We start from the raw sequence: 22,385 nt of genomic DNA, 5'->3' as shown, positions 1-22,385 counted from the left end.
GCTTCAATATATTTATTCGTCGGCGTAAATTTTGACTTCGACGTTGCCACGCGTATCCACACTTGCTCGGTACATTCCCGAACTATTCATACCAAAGTGAATATCACCCTGCTGGTCGATAGCAATCAAACCACCTTCTCCCCCCATGGTCTTCAGTTCACCTTGAATAATATGCTCGCACGCAGTGTGCACATCTTCTTTTAAATAACGCATTCGAGCCGCGACATCACCCGCTACCATCTTACGTAAGAAGAACTCACCCATGCCTGTTGTAGAGACTGCAACATTACCGTTCTCAGCAATCGTACCCGCCCCAATAATTGGTGAGTCGCCCACACGCCCGTATTTTTTATTTGTCACACCACCAGTACTTGTCGCAGCTGCCAAGTTACCTTGCTGATCTAGCGCTACAGCACCCACGGTGCCAAATTTTTTATCGTCGGGATATTGAGTTTGAGATGGGGTTTCACTCTCGGGGAATTTCGATTCAGATAGAGCGAACAACCCTTTTTCTTTCATCGATTGCAGTTGCTCGTAACGACGCTCGGTATGGAAATAGTCTTGCTCTGTATATTCATACCCATGTTCAAAAGCAAATTTTTCAGCCCCCTCGCCAAACAAGAGTACATGGTCGCTTTTTTTCATCACATCACGTGCGAGTTCTATAGGGTTTTGAATATGACGTACACCCGCAATCGCACCAGCATCCATATCACGTCCATGCATAACCGACGCATCCATTTCGATAATTTCGTCATGAGTAAGAACCGAACCTTTGCCTGCGTTAAAGTGAGGGCAGTCTTCCATCACTTTTACCGCTTCAACAACAGCATCCAGCGCGTCTCCACCACCTTGAATAACCTGGTGACCCGCTAATACTGATTTTTCTAGCGCCTGAGTAATTTCCAGTTTGAGTTCATCACTCATCTGCGAGCGCAAAATAGTGCCCGCTCCACCATGAATCGCGATTGAGAAAGGTTGTGTCATTACAGCTCTCCTTTTTAACCTGTACCTCCAGTATCAATATAACGGTTACTTGTTCAATCATAATTTTCGTACAGGCATAAAAAAGCCCCCAATTAAGGAGGCTCTTCAAGAAGGTTAATTCACTATTAACTTATTCAGTTAACAATGAATCAACTCTGCAGCTCTTAGTGAGAACCGCAGCTACCGCCACCGCAGCAGCCTTCTTTTTTCTCTTCAGCGTGGTCGTGACCTTCGCCACCACAACAACCGCCTTCGTGATCATGGTCGTGATCATGGTCGTGATCGTGGCCACAGCCGCCTTCTTGATGAACGTGACCGTGCTGAATTTCTTCTTCAGTTGCTTCACGTACCGCTACAACTTCAACGTCAAACGTTAGAGTTTCGCCAGCAAGCATGTGGTTACCATCAACAACAACTTCGTCGCCATCAACTTCTGTAACTTCTACAGGAATTGGACCTTGATCAGTATCCGCTAGGAAACGCATACCTACTTCAATTTCATCAACGCCTTGGAACACGTCTGCTGGTACACGTTGAACTAGTGCATCATTGTGCTCGCCGTACGCGTCTTCTGGAGTTACCGTCGCAGAGAATTTGTCGCCAGCAACTTTACCGTCTAGTTCTTTTTCAAGACCAGTGATTAGGTTGTTGTGACCGTGAAGGTAATCTAGCGGAGCTTCAATTGTAGACTCATCAACAACGACGCCGTCTTCCATTTTTACCTGGTACGCTACGCTAACTACTACATTCTTTTCAATTTTCATGGGTGCTCCAAGGAGGTTTAGGTCCTAGGTTTATATGCTAGGCGCTAGGAATAAATTTTGTTCCCGAATATTATGGGGACAAATTATCGAAACTCAATCATTCTGGCTTAAAAATACCGATCATTTCTTGCTTCGCGTGTTCATTTTTTTCTACAGCTTTCGGTTTACGCTGCTCTGAAAAATCACACTCGACACATTCAACTAACTCAATATTGTTTTCTATCCACCAGCGTAAGGTGTCTTGAGTTTTGCAGCTTGGGCAACTAGCCCCAGCAATAAAGCGTTTCTTCTGTTTCACGTTATTCATCCTTTACTACTTTGGATTCACAGCTTTACTCTATTTGATATCGTCAATATACGTAATAGAAGCCATTTTATTATCAGTTATTGCCAGTAATTCCGAGACTGGTGATCGTTTTCCATTTCATGCCCAAAAATCTCTTCAAGTTCTTTACGAGCTTCTTTAGATCTTTGAGCTAACTCCGTATCTTCACTGTGCTGTGGAAGTAATTCTTTAAGCATTCCATTATCTAACTTTCTAAAGTGCGCCTCTGCCCGTTTTGCTTTATACGGGTGCATACCTAATTCGGTTAATGTTTGTCGACCTAGATCTAGTGCACCTAAAAAGGTTTCGCGGGAATAGTTTTCTACACCATGATTCAGAAGTTGATAAGCCTCAACACGACTACGCGCACGTGCCAGGATCTTCAAACGAGGAAAGTGCTGCTTACACAAGTCGACCGTTTTCATAAGCTCATCTGGCGAGTCAGTACACAGTACAATCGCTTCTGCTTTATCTGCACCCGCAGCACGTAAAAGCTCTAGGTGAGTAGAGTCACCGTAAAATACTTTATAGCCAAACTTTCTTAAAATATGGATCTGACTTGCATCACTTTCTAAAACCGTAATACGGATTTTATTGGCATACATTAAACGCCCGATGATTTGCCCAAAACGTCCAAAGCCTGCGATGATCACTCTTGGGCTTCGGTCAATCACGTCTGACTGCATCGCATCTTCACTGATTTGATTCAGCTCACGTGCAAAGAATTTGTCTTGTAGTTTCAACATCAATGGCGTGGTTACCATCGATAAACTCACAACAACTAATAAAAATGAAACTTGGTCAGCAGACAAAATGCCTTGCGCGCTAGCGGCTGTGAAGATAACGAAAGCAAACTCTCCACCTTGGCTCAATATCATCGCCATTCGGCTTCTCGCCTTCTGCTGTACGCCAAACACGCGAGCTAATCCATAAAGTACTAAGCCTTTAAATACGACCAGAGCAACTACAGTAACAAGAATAGCTATTGGGCTTTCAGCTAGCAGACCTAAGTTAACCGCCATCCCTACCGAGATAAAGAAAAGACCAAGTAACAGCCCTTTGAAAGGATCAATGGCAATTTCGAGCTCATGGCGATATTCACTTTCAGCCAGTAGTACACCCGCTAAGAAAGTGCCCAGCGCCATAGATAAGCCGATTTTTTGCATCAGTACAGCGATACCAATAACCAGTAGCAGAGCAGCAACAGTAAAGAGTTCACGCACACCACTCATGACTACGTATCTAAATAGCGGTCTTAATAAGAAATGGCCACCAACTAATAAACCGATAACACCAGCGGCCATCCAGAACATATCGGCCCAACTACCACCGGTATTGCCCGCTAATAATGGCAACATCGCGAGCATTGGAATAACGGCAATATCTTGAAAAAGCAATACAGCAAAACCGGACTGCCCCGCTTCTTTACCGCTTAATTCCCTTTCCTCTATCACTCGTAGAGCAATCGCAGTCGATGACAGCGCTAACCCCATACCGATAACCAAGCTGGTTTGCCAACTTATTCCGAACAAGGTCGCGACGCCGGTAATCAATAAAGTTGTAATTAGAACTTGAGCACCACCGAGCCCTAAAATTGGCCCACGCATCGTCCAGAGTTTTTTAGGATTCAGTTCTAGACCGATAAGAAACAAAAGTAGAACGACACCGAATTCGGCAAAATGCAGTATTTCTTCAACATCGCTGATCAAACCTAAGCCCCAAGGGCCTATAGATACACCTGCGAGTAAATAGCCAAGCACAGAACCTAACCCCGCACGCTGCGCGATCGGTACTGCTACCACTGCTGCCGACAAAAATATCAGGCTGCTTTGTAAGAAGTCATTAGTCAGTGCCATAAGCGACTCCTACTTGCTGTAACGGGTTACGCAACCAGTGCCTATAACCTTCAGCATGCTGGTAACGTTGCATCTCAGTAACATTCCTTGCCCAGTGAAGAACTAAAGGCTCTATCCAGTGCATTTGGCACAAACCCGCAGTTAGTTCAAATGGCTGGAGAATTTCTTGTAATGGATATCTATTATAGCCTTCCGAACCAAATGCTTCCTCTTTACCACCCGTTGTAATAACACTGCGCCAATGCTTACCTTTCAATGCACTCTTTTCACCAAATGCAAAACCTTTCCCTAGCACTCGGTCAAACCACTCTTTTAACAACGATGGGCAAGAGTACATAAATAATGGGTGCTGGAAGACAATCACATCATGTTCAAGCAATAATTCATGCTCAAACGGTACATCAATAAAAAAATCAGGATAAGCAGCGTAGAGGTCATGAATTTTCACATGACCCAGAGACTCAATCTTCTTTAGCATAACTCGGTTAGCTATTGAGGTTTGAGGTTCAGGGTGAGCGTAGATCACCAATACTTTAGGTACGGCTTGATCATTGGCTGGACTATTATTCATTCCCTTGGGGTATCCCTTACAAAATAAAGCGATGGCAAAGCCACAATAAATTCAAACAAAAGTTATCGATATGTTATCCAATATGCATAATAACTGAAATAGCTTAATGATCGACTTTTATCTGGTTTCAGCCTACTATGCAGGCGTCTAATTACCTCTGATTTCAATGCATTCTCTATGATTACTTTTTCTGATATCCAACTTCTTCGTGGCGGTAAGCCATTACTTGACCAAGCCTCTGCCACTATTCACCCAGGTGATAAAGTCGGTTTAGTCGGTAAAAACGGCTGTGGTAAATCCACGCTATTTGCTTTAATTAAAGACGAGCTGTCTATTGATGCGGGTTCGTTCAGCCAACCAGCTCACTGGGAATTAGCTTGGGTAGCACAAGAAACACCGGCATTAGAGCGTACTGCTATCGAGTATGTCATTGATGGCGATAGAGAATTTAGAGGGCTCGAAGATCAGTTGGTTCATGCCGAGAATATTGATAACGGCACGTTAGTTGCTGAAATCCACGGTAAGATTGAAACCATTGGTGGTTACAGTATTCGAGCTAGGGCTGCAGAGTTATTAGATGGTTTAGGCTTCAGCCAAGAACAAATGGCCTGGAATTTAACTCAGTTCTCTGGTGGTTGGCGCATGCGTTTGAACTTAGCGCAAGCTCTGCTTTGTCGTAGTGATTTATTACTACTCGATGAACCGACCAACCACTTGGATTTAGATGCAGTGATGTGGCTAGAGCGCTGGCTACAAAACTACCCAGGTACACTTATCTTAATCTCGCACGATAGAGATTTCTTAGACCCAATTGTTAACCGAATTATTCATGTCGAGAATCAGCTTCTCAATGAATACACAGGTAACTACTCTTCATTCGAAACGCAACGCGCTCAAAAGTTAGTGTTACAGCAAGCTATGTACCAAAAGCAACAAAAACAAATGTCGCACATGCAAAGCTACATTGACCGTTTCCGTTACAAAGCATCAAAAGCACGCCAAGCGCAAAGCCGTATTAAAGCATTAGAAAAAATGGAACAAGTGTTGCCAGCTCAGTTCGATAACCCATTTAGCTTTGAATTCAGGGAGCCAGAAGCACTACCGAACCCAATCATGATGATGGATGAGGTTTCTGCAGGTTACGGTGATAACTTAATTCTTGAAAAGATCCGTTTAAACCTCGTTCCAGGAAGCCGCATTGGCCTACTTGGCCGTAATGGTGCAGGTAAGTCGACCTTAATCAAATTACTCTCTGGTGAATTGAAACAGCAAGGTGGAGAACTCAGCTATTCACAAGGTGTGAAGATGGGTTACTTCGCACAGCACCAACTAGAGACTTTGCATCCTGAAGAAACTCCGCTTCAACATATGATGCAAATAGCGCCTAAACACACAGAGCAACAACTGCGTGACTATTTAGGGAGCTTCGGTTTCCAAGGTGAAAAGGCGCTCGACAAAGTGGCTCCGTTTTCTGGTGGTGAAAAAGCACGTTTAGTTCTGGCGCTTTTAGTATGGCAAAAGCCAAATTTACTATTGCTCGATGAACCGACCAACCACCTTGATTTAGATATGCGTCAAGCTCTGACTTTTGCCCTGCAAACCTTTGAAGGTGCAATGGTTATCGTAAGTCACGATAGATACCTATTACGTGCCACAACAGACGACCTTTATCTTGTTCACGACCGTCAAGTTGCTCCATTCGATGGCGACCTATCGGATTACTACAAGTGGTTAACTGAACAGCAAAAAATTGAACGAAAAGAAGCTCAAGCCCTTGCGCCAGTAAAAGAAACCACTAACAGTGCAACAGCTAAAAAAGATCAAAAACGTAAAGAAGCTGAATTCCGAAAGCTGACTGCACCAATTCGCAAGAAATTGACTCAATTAGAGAAACAGATGGATAAACTCAGTGCGAGTTTAGAAGAAGCTGAACAGCAATTGTCTGACACTTCTCTGTATGAAGCAGAAAATAAAGCTAAACTTAACCAAGTATTAGCACTACAAGCAACCAGCAAATCAAAGTTGGAAGAAGTAGAAATGGATTGGATGTCAGCTCAAGAAGAGCTAGAGCAAATGCAGCAGGAACTAGATAGCCTATGAGCCGAGAGCACGCACAAATATCTCTGACCTTAGAACGACTTTGGCAATTTAGCCTTCAGTACTACAGTGTACGAGGGGTTAAAGATGCGTGCTTAGCTCTACAAAATAACCACCATGGTAACGTTAACTTGCTGCTGCTACTCAAATGGCTTGATGAGCAGCAAGTCTCGTTTCACGAAGAAGATTGGCACAAAGTCCAACAATGCTTAGGTCGCTCAGAGGCTTTATTACACAACTACCGTGAACTAAGAAAACATCTAAAACAACATGTGACCGATTCGCTATACCGTGAAGCACTACAATTTGAACTTCAACTGGAAAAGCAGCAACAGTCAGACTTAGTCGATTGCATCAATGCGTTACCATTGATCATCAATCATCAAGAGCCGTTGACACTTCATTACTGCCGCTTACTCGGTGGGGAAGAGTTATACGAAGCTTTTGCAGTACCCGCCCCCCATATTACAAAACAATAAGTTCTTCGCTCTATTACCAGATAAAGACTACACAACTGGCTGTTAAGGCTCCCATCCCAATATTAAAACGTTGCCAAGCTTTAGGGCTCGATAACCAACGACGGATCAAAGTACCAAATCCAACCCACACAGAAGATGTTTGTATCTGCACGACAATGAAAATAACCGAAATAGTCAGAACAGAGATCCAGTAACTTTCATCTGTGTAGGTAAATGATCCAACGGCTGTAATCGACATTACCCACGACTTAGGGTTCAGATACTGAAACAACATAGCCTGAAAGCAAGTCATCGGTTTTGCTGCACTCGTATCGTTATTAGAATTTAAGCTCGAAGAAGCGATCTTCCATGCTAAGTAAAGCAGATAAGCACTGCCTAATACTTTCAGCACCTGCTGAATCATAGGATAAGTTTGAAATAAAACGCCTAGTCCTACTCCGTTTAAAATAATCAAACTAACCAAACCCAACCCAATACCGAGAAAATGCGGAATAGATCGTTTATAGCCAAAATTAGCCCCAGAAGCTGTCAACATCACATTGTTAGGACCCGGTGTTCCTGTCATTACAATTGCGAATAAAGTTACTGAAAAGAAAAATTGCCACTCCATAACATGTCCTTTTGTCGTGCCGCTCAAATTGTACCGATACAATTCGAGCTAATTATTGATTTGTGATGTTTTTGTCGACAAAATAACCATAACAATCACGATTTCATTAAGCAAAAGGTTTATTGTCACCATGACAATCAAAGAAATGTCACTTTCCAAGCAAAGTAGTGCACCAATGTATAAGCAAATTGCTGATCAGCTTGCTGAGCAAATTGATCATGGTGATCTAAAAGCTAATCAAAAACTGCCTACCCACCGTAAACTGGCTGATCAATTACAAGTCACCGTTGGGACAATTACTCGAGCCTACGCTGAAGCTGAACGTCGTGGTTTGATCGAAGCAAGAGTGGGATCAGGAACTTATGTCACAGACAAAAACAAAACCAGCTGGGTGTTTGCGGAAAGCGTCCCTTCGGATACCGAGTGTAACTTCGGCTACAACATCCCACCTCAAATAGAGCGCAGTGGGATGTTGACCCAAGCGATGGGTAAAATGTCTCAATCACCAAAAGTACTCAATCAGCTAATGATGTATCAAAGCCCCAATGGCATTGAATCCCACCGAGAACAGAYTGCTCAATGGCTTTCATCTAAGGGAGTTCTCGTTACAAGCCAGCAGCTGTTATTCACCTCTGGCGCTCAGCATGGCATCCAAGTAGTGCTAGATAGCTTCGCTCGTCCTGGTGATACCATTTTTGTCGAAAAATACACTTACCCTGGACTGCTAAGTATCGCGAGGCAGAAACAGCTGTCGGTCAAAGGGATAGAAATGGACGAGGAAGGGATCACTCCTGAAGGCTTAGAAGCAGCGTGCAAACAAAACCAAGCACGATTTATTTATCTGACTCCGACATTTCAAAACCCAACGACTTCAATTATGTCCTTAGAAAGGCGTCAGGCCATTGTCGATGTATGCAAGCAATATGACTTACTCATTATTGAAGATGATGTGAATGGACTATTGGCAGAGGACGTCATTTCGCCGTTAGTTAACTTCGACTCTGAGCAAGTGATCCATATTGGAGCATTTTCAAAGATTCTCGCACCAGGGCTAAGAGTCGGTTATATCCACGCGCCTAAACGCTTATATCAGACCTTAGTTGCGACCTTACAAAATCATAGTTGGATGGTCAGCCCACTGCTGACAGCGTTGGCTTGCGAGTTAACTGAAAACGGCTCAGCCGACCAAGTTCTACAGCAGGTTCGTCAACAAGTCGCACAAAGGCTCACGCTTGCTTTGGAATACCTGGCCCCATTTAACCCGATCTACAAAACCAATTGCTTTCATCTTTGGTTACCGATCCCCGAGCAATGGCGTATGAGTGATTTTGTTCAAGCGGCGGCGAAACTCGGAGTTACTGTTAAGTCTGGTGAGCTATTCTCTCCACCAGCAGGCAGTATCAGTCCGCATGTGAGACTTGCACTCAGCTCACCTATAGACCAAGCTCAGTTGATACATGGGCTAACTAAGCTCGAACTCCTATTAAAAATGGACCCTCTAACTGAGTTTGCTCTATGACCGTATTTACAGCTGCAACTGGCTTAACCAACCCACATCTACAAACGTTAATACCTAGATTCATCCGTAAACAAGCGCTATTCAACCCAACCTGGCAAACACTAGAGACGCCTGATGGGGATTTCCTTGACCTTGCTTGGAGCGAGAGCCCAGACTCAGACACTCCTGATTCCGACGGCCTAGAGCACAAGCCTATATTTATTCTGTTTCATGGCTTGGAAGGGAGCTTTGAAAGCCCATACGCCAACGGGTTAATGAATGCGTTTGCCGACGACGGCTGGCTTTCAGTGATGATGCACTTCAGAGGTTGCAGCGGTAAACCAAATCGCTTAGCCAGAGCTTACCACTCAGGGGAAGTAGAGGATGCACGATTCTTTTTACAGCACGTTCACGAGCGCTTTCCTAAGCAGCCTAAAGTAGCCGTTGGGATTTCCCTTGGTGGCAACATGCTAGCGAATTACTTAGCGGATTACTCAGATGATCCATTGCTGACAGCTGCAACTATTATTTCAGCGCCATTAGATCTTGCGTCATGCTCATCCCGAATTGAACAAGGCTTTTCCAGAGTTTACCGTAAGTATCTACTCGGCTCTCTCAAACAAAATGCCCTGAAAAAACATCATTTACTGCAAGAAAAGATCGGTATTACAGATGTGATGATCAAAAACATCACGCGCTTATATGAATTTGATGATTTGATCACTGCACCTCTGCATGGGTTTAAAAATGCGCAAGATTACTATGCACAATGTTCTGCTATTCATAAGCTCAAAAAGATCAAACTACCCACTCAGATCATCCACGCCAAAGATGATCCTTTCATGACCGATGATGTGATCCCGAAATTCATTCTGCCTGATAATATCGATTATCGACTGTTTCAAAACGGTGGTCATGTTGGGTTTATCTCAGGTAGTGCCCTCAATCCTAAATTTTGGTTGGAAGAAGCACTGCCTGCCTACTATGAAAGTATTCAAGACTCGGCATAATACCCCACTAGAACTTAAGTAACTCAGAACTAGAACCGCAAGGTGGTTCTAGTTTTGGGGCTAACATCATCGACATTCACCAACTTTGTGAACATAAAAGAGAGAAGTATTTATGATCATCCCACACCAAGACATTGCACCCGAAACGCTTGAAAACCTCATCAAAGAGTTTGTACTTCGAGAAGGGACTGACTACGGTGATATGGAAGTTTCACTGCAAAATAAAATTGACCAAGTTAAACATCAGTTAGCACAAGGTGAAGCCGTTATCGTATTTTCAGAACTGCACGAGACGGTTGATATTCAATTACGTCGACACATGTAATTATGCTAGAAAGCATGAAATTATCCTTATGCTGTCCTTCAAAATAAGTCGTGTTATAGTAGAAAACGATTGCTAACAAGTAAGTTACTACAAAGACAAGGGTTGTCATGTCCGCTAAACATCCAATTATTGCCGTAACAGGTTCCTCTGGTGCCGGTACAACAACTACATCTGAAGCCTTTAGAAAAATGTTCAATATGATGGACGTTAAGGCAGCTTGGGTAGAAGGGGATAGTTTTCACCGCTTTACTCGCCCAGAAATGGATGTTGAGATCCGTAAAGCTCGTGAACAAGGTAAGCACATTAGCTACTTTGGCCCGCAAGCAAACGACTTCGGAACACTAGAAGAGTTTTTCCGTAAGTACGGTAATGAAGGCATTGGTCAAGCTCGTCGTTACCTACACACTTTTGATGAAGCAGTTCCATATAACCAAATGCCGGGTACGTTCACTCCCTGGACAGATATCCCTGATGATTCAGACGTATTATTCTATGAAGGCCTACATGGTGGCGTAGTCGATGGTGATATCAACGTATCTCAACATGTCGATTTGCTGATCGGCATGGTGCCAATTGTAAACCTAGAGTGGATACAAAAATTTGTCCGTGATACTCGTGACCGTGGTCACTCTAGAGAAGCTGTAATGGATTCTATCGTCCGCTCTATGGATGATTACCTCAATTACATCACCCCACAATTTTCACGTACTCATATTAACTTTCAACGTGTACCAACCGTCGATACATCCAACCCATTAAACGCCAAAGGCATTCCTAGCCTTGATGAAAGTTTTGTTGTTATACGATTGCGCGGTATTAAAAACGTCGACTTCCCATATTTATTGGCGATGATTGATGGTTCATTTATGTCTCGTCACAACACTCTTGTTGTCCCTGGCGGCAAGATGAGTTTCGCTATGGAACTGATCGTTAGACCAATCCTGCAGCAGCTCATTGAAACCGGAAAAATAGGTTAACCGTACATCGTGCTACCAGGTTACTTTTCATACCGTGATCATGTGCACAATTTTGCTTAAAAAATCGTAGGTTGGTCACGATTAAAATCAAGAAATAGTGACCGAAAAAGGATACTATTTTAAACCGAAACACAAGATAGCTTGCAGCACTGTAAAAGTGCTCTTATCCTACTAGGCCATATTTAAGGCTTAGCTAATTAACACGGAAAGCAGCAAGCATACCCTGCAGAGGAAGTGAGATATTATGGTTCTAGGTAAACCTCAAACCGATCCAACATTAGAATGGTTTCTGTCACATTGTCATATTCATAAGTACCCTTCTAAAAGTACGCTTATCCACGCTGGTGAGAAAGCGGAAACCCTTTACTACATTGTTAAAGGTTCTGTTGCGGTTCTAATTAAAGACGAAGAAGGTAAGGAAATGATTCTTTCTTACCTAAACCAAGGTGACTTCATTGGTGAACTTGGTCTGTTCGAAGAAGACCAAGAGCGTACAGCTTGGGTTCGTGCTAAATCTCCTTGTGAAGTAGCTGAAATTTCTTTCAAGAAGTTCCGCCAACTTATCCAAGTAAACCCAGACATCCTAATGCGTCTATCTTCACAAATGGCTAACCGCCTACAAGTGACTAGCCAAAAAGTAGGTGACTTAGCATTCCTTGACGTTACTGGTCGTATTGCACAAACGCTACTAAACCTAGCGAAACAACCTGATGCAATGACTCACCCAGACGGCATGCAAATCAAGATCACTCGTCAAGAAATCGGCCAAATCGTTGGTTGTTCTCGTGAGACTGTTGGTCGTATCTTGAAGATGCTAGAAGAGCAAAACCTAATTTCTGCTCACGGTAAAACTATTGTAGTTTACGGTACTCGTTAATTTCGATTAACTGAGCAAAAACTAAAAAGCCACCCAATGCAAATTGGGTGGCTTTTTTAATATTCTAAATTTAACAGGCTGCGGTTAACTAGCCATTCGTGCTTTCAAAGATCTTATCTGCAGAAGCAGCAACAAAACCCGTGTATAGCTCACCATTATCCATAGGGTAACGTTTAGCAAACTCGTAAAAGCCACCAGGAACGATTTCAGAACCCTCAGTAAAAGTAACGGGTACTTTGTCAGCCATGGTTGATGATTGCTCTAACAATACCTCTGGTGTCCCTTTTACTTCCCCGCCCGCTTCGTTAATCGTGAAACCAGATTGACGCAGATGATTATTTACATCTTTCACTTCGTCAAATTCATTCAGCTGATTGACACTTACTGTAAAGTGGTTCGCACCATAACCATGTGCAGCAAGCCACGAAGCATATTCACTTTCTTTCGCTAAGGTTTGGTAGTCAGCAAAGCTAAGTTCCCATAATCTACCCGACGACAAGAATTCATGCCCTGCCAGTGTTTCACTATCAACCTGTTCAACAAGCTTAGCGACTATCGCTTGTAACTCTGCTGAGCACTCTTCCACTTTCAACTCACTAATGAAAACTTTAGGCTGGTTCATATCCGGATGTTCAAAGTGTTGTGCGACCAATTTTTTGCTCTCGAACACATAATCACCACAAGCTTTATAGCCCGCATCTAGAAATGGTTGAGCAAGTGTTTCTATACCGAGAGGTACTACGTTGAAAGTTCTCAATGCAATATGGTCGTTGATCAATGCTTCATCTTCTTGCAGCAGTTGGTGAACCTTATCTGCTGAAGGGCAAAGGCGTTGAATGTAGTCTTTCCATAGGGCAGTGAATAATACATCTGGCGTCATGATGACTCCTTGTCGGGGGGTGTCTAGCAAGCTAGAAGATTGGATTTAAAGTGAAGGCTCTCCCCTAAACGGTTTGAGCCATCAACCTGTGACGTATGTATTCTAAATATTGTTATTATTGTTTTTTATTAAAGCCTCGCCGTTATCACTCCCTTCAGAAACATGAAGGAGATTAAAAGCGGCGAGGGAAAATATTAAAGCTCGATACCTGGACTAAATGTCGCAGGCAATAATGTCTCATTACCTTCCATTGAAGCCATTGGGTAAGCACAATAATCCGCAGCGTAGAATGCACTTGGGCGTAAGTTACCCGATGCACCAGGCCCACCAAATGGCGCGTCGCCACTTGCACCTGTTAGTTGACGGTTACGGTTAACAATACCCGCACGGATATGGTCAACAAAGTATTCCCACTCAGAGTCATTGGTTGATACAAGACCTGCTGATAAACCAAAGCGAGTATCATTCGCTAGCTCTACCGCACGCTCTAATGACTCATAACGAACCACTTGTAGTAAGGGCCCGAAGTATTCTTCATCAGGTAATTCTGAGATTGCCGTAGCATCAATAATACCCGGAGTAACGAATGCAGCTTCACCCGCTTTCGCTTCTACTAAGCTGACGCCACCCAATGATTGTAGATTTGCTTGTGCATCCAGAATGAATTTCGCAGCCGCTTCTGAGATTTGAGGCCCCATGAATGGTGCTGGTTCTGCGAATGGCTGGTCAACTCGAATTTTCAGTGTTGCAGCGACAAGCTTCTCAAGTAGTACATCACCTTTTTCACCGACAGGAACATACAAGCGACGAGCACATGTACAACGCTGGCCTGCACTGATGAAAGCAGATTGAATAATGGTATAAACCGTTGCATCCACATCACCGTACTGGTCTGAAATCACCATTGGGTTATTACCACCCATTTCCAGAGCAAGCATCTTATCTGGTTGCCCTGCAAATTGACGATGCAATACATGACCTGTGTTAGCACTGCCCGTGAACAGCACGCCATCTAATGCTTTAGAGCCTGCTAGCGCAATCCCTGTTTCTTTTGCGCCTTGCACAAGGTTAATGACACCATTAGGTAAACCCGCTTCTTGCCACAGTTTCATGACAAACTCACCAGTCCAAGGTGTTTGCTCTGATGGCTTAAATACTACGGTGTTACCAGCAAGTAACGCAGGAACAATATGACCGTTAGGTAAATGGCCAGGGAAGTTATATGGCCCAAATACCGCCATAACACCTAACGGACGATGACGAAGAACTATTTGGTTGCCCGCTGCTTCACGAGAAGCTTCACCAGTACGCTCGTGGTATGCACGAATAGAAATAGCGATTTTACCAGCCATCGCGCCCGCTTCCGTACGAGTTTCCCAAATTGGTTTACCCGTTTCTTTAGCTATGATTTGTGCGATTTCTTCGCTGTTCTCTTTCACTTTTTCAGCAAAAGCTAATACAACAGCCTCACGTTGTTCATAGCTCAGCTTCTTCCAAACGATAAAAGCGTCACGTGCAGACTGTACTGCTGAATCCACCTGCTCTGGTGTCGCACTATCGCCTTGCCAAATTACTTCATTGTTGAAAGGGCTGAGTGAAGTCATTGCTTCACCTTGACCGGCTACCCATTGCCCTGCAATCCACTGAGTCATACTGCTTATCCTTAAATTCAATCTGCGCACGTCAGGTGTATACCACCGTGTCGCTTACTCTTACTGAGCCAACATGCGAACGAAGTCGCCTTCTTTTACTTCCAATGCCGTTGCAACGCTTGGTGACAAAATCACTGTGTCGCTTGCTTGGTCATAGGCGCCTTTAGCAGCCGCCGCTCGGAAGTTTTCAAATGAGGTGTTACCAATCAAGAAATCTTGTGAACTAGAATGTTCAGCCACCGTTACTTTTGCTCGAATAGAATGTCTAACCGATTCGATATTTCTCAAATCACATTCCACCGTAGGGCCTGCATCGAAGATATCGACATAGCCACGGTTAGTGAAACCTTCTCGCTCAAGCAGCTTAAGTGCAGGGCGCGTATTGTCATGAACTTGACCGATAACCGATTGTGCTTCTTTGCTCAGTAGGTTGACGTAAATTGGCAGTTTAGGCATTAAGTCAGCAATAAAGCCTTTTTTACCAATACCTGTTAGGTAATCCGCTAAAGTGAAATCAATCGAGAAAAAGTGCTCTTGCAGCCATTGCCAAAATGGAGAGTTACCCTCGTCATCAGAAACACCACGCATTTCTGCAAAAATAGTTTCTGAGAAACGCTCTGGGTGCTCAGCCATGATCAAGAATCGACACTTAGACATTAAACGGCCATTCAAACCACCACGGAACGCTGGGCGCAAAAATAGCGTGCAAATTTCACTACAGCCAGTGTAATTATTGCCAAACGTCAAAAGCTTCACGACGTTATTTACACCAAGCTTTTGAGATGAGTGAACAACCTTGCTGATGTGGTAAGAATAAAAAGGAACGTCCCAGCCAATCGATGCTTCTATGCCAGTAGTACCTGCGACTTCACCAGTTTCGCTATCAAAGCCAACCATGAGGTAACCTTCATCACCAGGTTCAGTGACATTCGGTTTTGTGAAGCTATATTCAGAATGGGTAATTCGGTTAGTTAACAGTTCTTCGTTAACCGGAAGAGATGTGAATCCATGTCCAGATTCAACGGCGCAAGTATGCAGCGCGTCATAATCGGATAATTTTATAGGGCGAACAACTAGCATCAATACTCCCTCCAGATGCAAAACAGGCCCAAAACTAACAGCTGGGCCTTGTGGTATTCGCCATATCAAACAGCGATATGGCGTTACCGGTTACTAAACTAAAGTAGCAATTGCTTTATCTAGTTTAGCTAAACCTTCTTCTATTTCTTGTTTGGTAATCACTAGCGATGGTGTGAAACGAACAACGTTTGCACCCGCTACCAACACCATTAGGCCTTCTTTACCAGCAGCAACTAACACATCACGTGCGCGACCTTGCCACTCTTCATTCAGTGCAGCGCCTAGCAGTAAGCCTTTACCGCGAACTTCGCTGAACAAGTTGTACTTATCATTAATCTTAGTCAAACCTTCGCGGAATAGCGCTTCGCGCTCTTTAACACCCGCTAGCGTCTCTGGCTGGCTCACAACATCAACAACAGCTTCAGCCACTGCACATGCCAGTGGGTTACCACCGTAAGTTGAACCATGTGTACCCACTTTCAGGTGTGGTGCTAATTCGTCTGTCGTTAGCATTGCGCCAATTGGGAAACCACCACCTAATGATTTTGCCGTGCTAAGGATATCTGGCTTGATACCTAGACCTTGATAAGCATAGAAATCACCAGTACGGCCATTACCAGTTTGAACTTCATCAAAAATCAGCAATGCATTATGTTTGTCACACAGCTCACGTACTGCTTTTACGAATTCTGGTGTTGGAGAAATGATCCCGCCTTCACCTTGCAGTGGCTCCATCATGATTGCACAGGTGCGATCAGAGATTTGAGCTTCAAGTGCTGCTACATCGTTGTACGGCAAATGTGTTACATCACCAGGCTTAGGACCAAAACCATCAGAGTAAGCTGCTTGGCCACCTACAGTAACGGTAAAGAAAGTACGGCCATGGAAGCCTTGTTGGAAAGCGATGATTTCAGATTTTTCTTCACCATGAACATCAGCAGCCCAGCGACGAGCTAACTTAAGTGCAGCTTCGTTTGCTTCTGCGCCCGAGTTAGCGAAGAAGACTTTGTCAGCAAAACTTACGTCTGTTAATTTTTTAGCTAAACGTAGTGCTGGTTCATTGGTCATGACATTACTTAAATGCCAAAGCTTATTTGCTTGCTCAGTAACGGCGTTCACCATAGCTGGGTGACAATGACCCAGACAGCTCACGGCAATACCACCAGCAAAATCGATGTATTCGCGGCCTTCTTGATCCCAAACGCGTGCGCCTTCCCCTTTCACAGGGATCATTTCCATTGGGTTATAACAAGGCACCATCACCTCGTTAAAAAGACTACGTTCTACTTTATTTTCCATTGTCATCGCACATTCCTTATCGATACCGCATGCTTCGCAAATAAGCGTAATGATTTATAAGTGAGACAAAATTATTTTGTTCCGCTTTTATCCTGCTGCAGCATTGTATTTACATTTAATTAACCATTTCAATAGTAGATTATTCTTTCACTCTGCAAATCAACTGATCAAACGTCACTACCTATGACTATTTATGCATCAAGTAATCTGTTTTATGAAGCTTTTTTTTAATAATGATAAGTACAACAGTGAGTAAGCATAGCGGGGACAGCAGAATAGACCTACCCGCACTAAATACGGCGAATAAGTTTGCAAAGTCAGCTTTTGTAAAAAAGGATTAAGAAAATGTTATAAATAGTGATCGCGGTCAGACAAGCTTAAACAGTTAACGAGCTAGGAAGTTAGCTAGTAACTGGTGTCCTTGCTCTGTTTTAATCGATTCAGGGTGAAATTGAACCGCATCAATCGGTAAGGTTTTATGCTGGTAACCCATAATTTCGTCCATAGAACCGTCTGAAAACTCAGTCCAAGCCGTCAGTTCGAAGCAGTCTGGTAACGTACCATTTTTCACAACCAAGGAATGATAGCGAGTTACGGTAAGTGGGTTATTTAAGCCTTGAAATACACTGTTGCCATTATGACGAATAGGGGAGGTTTTCCCATGCATGACTTGTCTTGCTCGAACGACTTCTCCACCAAAAACTTGTGCAATCGCTTGGTGGCCTAAGCAAACGCCCATAATAGGTAATTGACCAGCAAAGTGTTCAATTGCGGCAAGAGAGATACCAGCATCGTTCGGAGTACATGGACCTGGAGAAATTACTAAATGACTTGGATTTAACGCTTCAATACCGGCTAAGTCTATTTCATCGTTGCGAACAACTTTCACAGTCGCCCCTAACTCACAGAAGTACTGATACAAGTTATAGGTAAAAGAGTCGTAATTATCGATGATAAGTAACATGAGTCGAAATCGTTTGCTAAACACTAAGTGATTGGGGGATATAAGGGCGGTATTGTGCAATACCCATGAGGAAAGGCAAGTGGAAAGTGCGTCAGACTAAAAATTAAGGTCAACCTAAGCTGACCTTAATTGTTTACAGGTATCTACAAGTTAACTTACTTACGGCGACGCCATACAGCAAGGCCAAACAATGACATTAAGGCACCTATACCAAATGAACCGGCCATACGAAGTTCCAGAACAGCTGGATCATGATCAGAAGAGCGGAAGTGATCTTGGTATTTTGGCAAATCACCTTTGTACTCTTCGTTATAGTCAAACAAAGTAGATTCACCGCCATTGATATGCCAATCCGTTGCATCGACAACTTTCTCTTTTAAGCTATCGCTGATCAGCAAGTGATCAAGAGCCCCTACTTCATCATTATAAGAGTAGCTCCAGCTATTCGGGTGTTTCTGAGCTACAGCGTTTACGTAACCGTAATTGTGGGTAATTACCGCGCCATCATCCCCAAACTGCGGTACGCCTGCAATGTAAGTATTACGCGCTGCTTTAATCTCTTTGCCGTATTTCTCTGCAGAGTAATCTGTAAGAATCAGCATAGGATCTTCCATCCCATACGAGTTCATATCACCTAGGATCACCTTATGGCCTTTAATACCGTCTAGGGCTTCACCTAATGCAACAGCAGCTGCCACTCGGAAGTTCTCACACGAACCTTGTTTGTCAGCGTCAACGCCACCTTGACCACCCTGCTCTACAGGTGCAGCATCTTCCCAACATTTAGAGCCTTTCGATTTAAAGTGGTTAATCGCTACAGTGATCTTCTCTTTTGTTCCTTTCACTTTAAACGTCGGAGCCAAAGAGTCACGCTGATAGTTCTTACCGTCTTCAATTACCTTACCAGCATCGTCTAGCACTTCTGGTGCTTGCTGACTTGGCATCGCAATCACGCGGCTTTCTTTAAGCTTTACGACTTTCTCACGGTAAATAACACCAGTGGTGATCACGTCAGTACCAATTGAATCTAGCTCGTCGGTAACACCATCTTCATTTGAATCCACAGCGACAAACGTATAACGATCTTTCTTACGATCGATACGGTCATTCAATTGAGTCACAAGCTGTTGGATAGCAGAGCCTTCACCGAAACCATTATTCTCAATTTCCATCAATCCAATAATGTCAGCATCTAAACGAAGAATCGCATTCACAATTTTCTCTTGCTGCATTTCAAATTCAGTTTGGGTGTTTGCACCACGGTTACCGCCATGCAAATTAGCGTCCCCACCGAATGGAGAATTAAAGTAATTAAGTACGTTGAATGTCGCGATACGTAAATCACCTTCGTCCATATCAGGCTTTTCGGTACGTGGGTCATTACGTACGAAGTTTTCTGCCGAGATTTGGTTAGTCGTGATTAAGCGGTATTCTCCATAGCTGTATGTCAATACGCCTTCTAGGCCAACAATAGTATCGTCAATGCGAATGTAATCTTCTGTTGAGCCATCTTGGTCGACATCAGTACGGGCAAAATTAGGGTAGAAAGGAACTTCTCCGTCCCCTGCTTTTTGATCCGTTTCTACAAATAGGCGACGGTCAGCATTGTCTTCCGTTTGCTGTTTCGCTTCATCTGAACCAGCAGGGAATAATTGGTTCGGCTGCATGTTGATACGCTCATGAGCCAAAACCATATTATTACGGCGACCCGCGTAGTCATAACCGAAAGTTCGAGTTACACGCATATCAAGCGCTTCAGTGGTTTTCACCAACATGCCTTCGTAGCGCTCTAGAGTTTCTTTAAATGAAGCATCACTAGCTAAAGCTTCAATCTCTGTCGCCTGTGGGGCTTCTTGCTCACCCTGTTTTAGCCACTGGTTGTTCTCAACTTTAAGCTGAGTATGGCTGTAATATTCTTGTACTTTACCCTTAACACAAACCACATCACCCGCTTTTAGTTCAGAGCTCGACTGGTTAGTGTGAATAAACAAACCTTCAGAGGTGCTTGAGTTAAAGTCATCTTCTAAAGCTTGTAGGTAGAACCCTTTTGTCAGACCGGTTGTCACTGCGCTCACAACACCCTTAACGAAATATTCGTCATCGGTAATGAACGGATAGCCATCAATGAATGGCGAAGTTCCACCTTCACCCTGTATTTCTTGAATTGTCGTAAATACAGGGTCAGAACCATCTTGCGTACAAGTAAAGGCTTCCGGTAACTCTACCGCATCTAACGAGCCTAGCCCTTCAATGCTATCTTTTGGTAACGACACCCACTGAGACGCATCAAAAGTAGTCGATGGCGTTTGAACAGCACGGACTAGCGTGACATCTTTACCCCAATCAACATCGCCCATCAAACCAATGATGTCTAACACAGAGGAATCTGAATTCAGAATCGCCAATGGGTCATCACCATTATGATTGGCAATTGATGAATTAATGATGTCTGCAACCGTTTTGATTTCATCACTCGCACTCGAGTGTGCAACAACAAGTACTTCGCCTGGCGCTAAAACGTGTCCATCTAAAGGTAAAGATGCGCCCCACGAACCATCACCGTTTGCTGATTTAGCTAATGAGTAACCGTCTAAATTAATGCTGCTATCACCACTATTCGCAATTTCTACGGCCTTATTGTAACTGCCACCTTCAACGTATTGAGAAATGAATAAATCAGCGTTAGCACTAGTGGATAGCAAGCTACCGATAGCTATCGCAAGTAATGATGGTTTATGAAAGAGTTCCATTGTTTCACCTGAGTTCGTTATTTTATGTTCCCGACTGTCTATAAGCAGCCATGTATTTTGAGTTAACTATCAGGTTTATTTATGAAAGGAATAAGTCAGTTGCTAAAAAAATGAGGAAACCATCACCCTCCAATGGTCAATTATTTGGCATGGTGTCATTTTTCAACACAAATCGAAATTAGACCAAATTTATAAAGTCAAACACACCAAAGTTAGATACTAATCCCAACTCTAAATTGGTAAATTTGCTAGGGAACCTAAAGGTAAATCAGGTATTTTTTCTATTTATACTTATCTATAGATATAAAAAAACCACCTACTAAATAGGTGGTTTCGGCAACACTTGAGAGTGACTATGGGCGAGGCACAAAGCCTACCGCTTCGTACGCTTTCTTCAAGGTCACTGCTGCACGCTCAGAAGCTTTTTCTGCACCCGCTTTCATTACCGTGTCCATGTAAGCACGATCTTCACGAATACGTTTGTATTCAGACTGAATCGGCTCAAGCATTTCAACGATAGCAGCACCAACGTCTTTCTTGAATGGACCATACATTTCAACGCCTTGGTATTGTGCTTCAATTTCTTCGAAGGTTTTACCCGTTGCCGCTGAATACAGGCTCATCAAGTTAGAGATGCCTGCTTTGTTTTCCCAGTCACTTACGATACGTGGTGGTGTTTCTGCATCTGTTTGCGCTTTATTGATCTTCTTGATGATCGACTTAGGGTCTTCTAGCAGAGTAATCACGTTCTTACGGTTATCATCTGACTTCGACATCTTCTTAGTCGCATCTTGTAAACTCATTACACGTGCATTCACTGTTGGAATGTACGGCTCTGGAATTTGGAAGATTGGTTGCTCGGGAGTGCTATACACGTTGTTAAAACGCGTTGCGATATCACGAGCTAACTCTAGGTGCTGCTTTTGGTCATTACCAACCGGCACTTGGTGTGCACCGTATAATAGAATGTCGGCAGCCATAAGCACTGGGTAACCGAATAGACCTGCATTTACGTCGTTCGCGTAACGTGCAGATTTATCTTTAAACTGAGTCATACGGCTCAGTTCACCCATTTGTGTGTAACAGTTAAGAAGCCAACCAAGCTGAGCATGCTCTGGTACGTGTGACTGAACAAATAGCGTGCTCTTCTTTGGATCAACACCGACAGCAAGACAGATTGCTAATGCGTCTAGAGTCGCTTCATGCAGCGCTTTCGGATCTTGACGAACCGTAATTGCGTGAAGGTCTACAACACAGTATTGGCAATCGTAGTCATCTTGCATCTGTTGCCATTGACGTAGAGCACCCAAGTAGTTACCGATACTTAGTTCACCAGATGGTTGAACACCACTCAATACGATGGGTTTGCTCATGCTTATGATTC

At 43.5% G+C, this 22,385-nt stretch carries 20 protein-coding genes; 7 read left to right on the top strand and 13 right to left on the bottom strand.

From position 1 onward, the window contains the following. Positions 1 to 12: 12 nt before the first annotated feature. The 5 genes from L4C33_RS06840 to kefG all read right to left on the bottom strand — a co-directional run bounded on the left by L4C33_RS06840 (position 13) and on the right by kefG (position 4,503). Positions 13 to 987 carry an isoaspartyl peptidase/L-asparaginase family protein gene (locus tag L4C33_RS06840; protein WP_428811690.1) on the bottom strand — a complete coding sequence of 325 codons (975 nt, stop codon included), beginning with the start codon at positions 985 to 987 and terminating at the stop codon, positions 13 to 15. A gap of 164 nt (positions 988 to 1,151) precedes the next feature. Then, positions 1,152 to 1,751, bottom strand: coding sequence for a peptidylprolyl isomerase (gene slyD, locus L4C33_RS06835; RefSeq protein WP_428811689.1), 600 nt, complete (start codon positions 1,749 to 1,751; stop codon positions 1,152 to 1,154). 97 nt (positions 1,752 to 1,848) lie between these two features. Continuing rightward, positions 1,849 to 2,049, bottom strand: coding sequence for a YheV family putative zinc ribbon protein (locus L4C33_RS06830; protein ID WP_428811688.1), 201 nt, complete (start codon positions 2,047 to 2,049; stop codon positions 1,849 to 1,851). Between the two features lie 86 nt (positions 2,050 to 2,135). Beyond that, positions 2,136 to 3,932: a glutathione-regulated potassium-efflux system protein KefB gene (gene kefB, locus L4C33_RS06825; protein WP_428811687.1), complete on the bottom strand. Its 1,797-nt coding sequence runs from the start codon at positions 3,930 to 3,932 to the stop codon at positions 2,136 to 2,138. Next, positions 3,919 to 4,503: a glutathione-regulated potassium-efflux system ancillary protein KefG gene (gene kefG, locus L4C33_RS06820; RefSeq protein ID WP_428811686.1), complete on the bottom strand. Its 585-nt coding sequence runs from the start codon at positions 4,501 to 4,503 to the stop codon at positions 3,919 to 3,921. The genes kefB and kefG overlap by 14 nt, the downstream gene beginning before the upstream one ends. Positions 4,504 to 4,680: 177 nt before the next feature. Between kefG and L4C33_RS06815 the strand changes: the two genes are divergently transcribed. Further along, positions 4,681 to 6,603 carry an ABC transporter ATP-binding protein gene (locus L4C33_RS06815; protein ID WP_428811685.1) on the top strand — a complete coding sequence of 641 codons (1,923 nt, stop codon included), beginning with the start codon at positions 4,681 to 4,683 and terminating at the stop codon, positions 6,601 to 6,603. Then, positions 6,600 to 7,079, top strand: coding sequence for a TIGR02444 family protein (locus L4C33_RS06810; RefSeq protein WP_428811684.1), 480 nt, complete (start codon positions 6,600 to 6,602; stop codon positions 7,077 to 7,079). Before L4C33_RS06815 ends, L4C33_RS06810 begins: the two co-directional genes overlap by 4 nt. 13 nt (positions 7,080 to 7,092) lie before the next feature. Here L4C33_RS06810 and L4C33_RS06805 read toward each other — a convergent pair whose 3' ends face one another. After that, positions 7,093 to 7,689 carry a LysE family translocator gene (locus tag L4C33_RS06805; RefSeq protein ID WP_428811683.1) on the bottom strand — a complete coding sequence of 199 codons (597 nt, stop codon included), beginning with the start codon at positions 7,687 to 7,689 and terminating at the stop codon, positions 7,093 to 7,095. Between the two features lie 130 nt (positions 7,690 to 7,819). Between L4C33_RS06805 and L4C33_RS06800 the strand changes: the two genes are divergently transcribed. From L4C33_RS06800 to crp, 5 genes are all read left to right on the top strand, one after another. Further along, positions 7,820 to 9,208 (top strand): aminotransferase-like domain-containing protein, encoded by a 1,389-nt coding sequence (locus L4C33_RS06800; protein ID WP_428811682.1) that lies wholly within the window; start codon positions 7,820 to 7,822, stop codon positions 9,206 to 9,208. Beyond that, entirely contained in the window at positions 9,205 to 10,197 is a 993-nt protein-coding gene (locus tag L4C33_RS06795; protein ID WP_428811681.1) for a hydrolase, read from the top strand. Before L4C33_RS06800 ends, L4C33_RS06795 begins: the two co-directional genes overlap by 4 nt. Before the next feature lie 112 nt (positions 10,198 to 10,309). After that, on the top strand, positions 10,310 to 10,522 hold the full coding sequence (locus L4C33_RS06790) for a YheU family protein (RefSeq protein WP_428811680.1): 213 nt from the start codon (positions 10,310 to 10,312) through the stop codon (positions 10,520 to 10,522). Between the two features lie 107 nt (positions 10,523 to 10,629). After that, a complete protein-coding gene (locus L4C33_RS06785) occupies positions 10,630 to 11,499 on the top strand; it encodes a phosphoribulokinase (RefSeq protein WP_428811679.1) in 870 nt (289 codons plus the stop codon). Between the two features lie 244 nt (positions 11,500 to 11,743). Next, positions 11,744 to 12,376, top strand: coding sequence for a cAMP-activated global transcriptional regulator CRP (gene crp, locus L4C33_RS06780; RefSeq protein ID WP_017036097.1), 633 nt, complete (start codon positions 11,744 to 11,746; stop codon positions 12,374 to 12,376). A gap of 88 nt (positions 12,377 to 12,464) precedes the next feature. On the opposite strand, the gene L4C33_RS06775 is transcribed toward crp, so the two are convergent. The 7 genes from L4C33_RS06775 to trpS form a co-directional block, all read right to left on the bottom strand. Then, the gene (locus tag L4C33_RS06775; RefSeq protein WP_428811678.1) at positions 12,465 to 13,256 is read right to left on the bottom strand and encodes a DUF1338 domain-containing protein; all 792 of its coding nucleotides are present in this window, start codon (positions 13,254 to 13,256) and stop codon (positions 12,465 to 12,467) included. 194 nt (positions 13,257 to 13,450) lie between these two features. Next, entirely contained in the window at positions 13,451 to 14,908 is a 1,458-nt protein-coding gene (gene astD, locus L4C33_RS06770) for a succinylglutamate-semialdehyde dehydrogenase (protein ID WP_428811677.1), read from the bottom strand. 60 nt (positions 14,909 to 14,968) lie between these two features. Beyond that, positions 14,969 to 15,988 carry an arginine N-succinyltransferase gene (gene astA / locus L4C33_RS06765; protein WP_428811676.1) on the bottom strand — a complete coding sequence of 340 codons (1,020 nt, stop codon included), beginning with the start codon at positions 15,986 to 15,988 and terminating at the stop codon, positions 14,969 to 14,971. A 93-nt stretch (positions 15,989 to 16,081) separates the two neighbouring features. Continuing rightward, positions 16,082 to 17,293 (bottom strand): aspartate aminotransferase family protein, encoded by a 1,212-nt coding sequence (locus L4C33_RS06760; protein WP_428811675.1) that lies wholly within the window; start codon positions 17,291 to 17,293, stop codon positions 16,082 to 16,084. Positions 17,294 to 17,672: 379 nt separating this feature from the next. Then, the gene (locus L4C33_RS06755) at positions 17,673 to 18,251 is read right to left on the bottom strand and encodes an aminodeoxychorismate/anthranilate synthase component II (protein ID WP_428811674.1); all 579 of its coding nucleotides are present in this window, start codon (positions 18,249 to 18,251) and stop codon (positions 17,673 to 17,675) included. Positions 18,252 to 18,406: 155 nt separating this feature from the next. Further along, on the bottom strand, positions 18,407 to 21,001 hold the full coding sequence (locus L4C33_RS06750; protein WP_428811673.1) for an ExeM/NucH family extracellular endonuclease: 2,595 nt from the start codon (positions 20,999 to 21,001) through the stop codon (positions 18,407 to 18,409). Between the two features lie 353 nt (positions 21,002 to 21,354). Beyond that, complete coding sequence (gene trpS, locus L4C33_RS06745) at positions 21,355 to 22,374, bottom strand: tryptophan--tRNA ligase (RefSeq protein WP_428811699.1); 1,020 nt, start codon at positions 22,372 to 22,374, stop codon at positions 21,355 to 21,357. Positions 22,375 to 22,385 lie beyond the last annotated feature (11 nt).

The sequence above is a fragment of the Vibrio makurazakiensis genome, from assembly GCF_050337375.1.
GTDB lineage: Bacteria > Pseudomonadota > Gammaproteobacteria > Enterobacterales > Vibrionaceae > Vibrio > Vibrio makurazakiensis.
The sequence above is the reverse complement of the archived record's forward strand: the minus strand, read 5'-3'. Positions and strand labels throughout refer to the sequence as shown.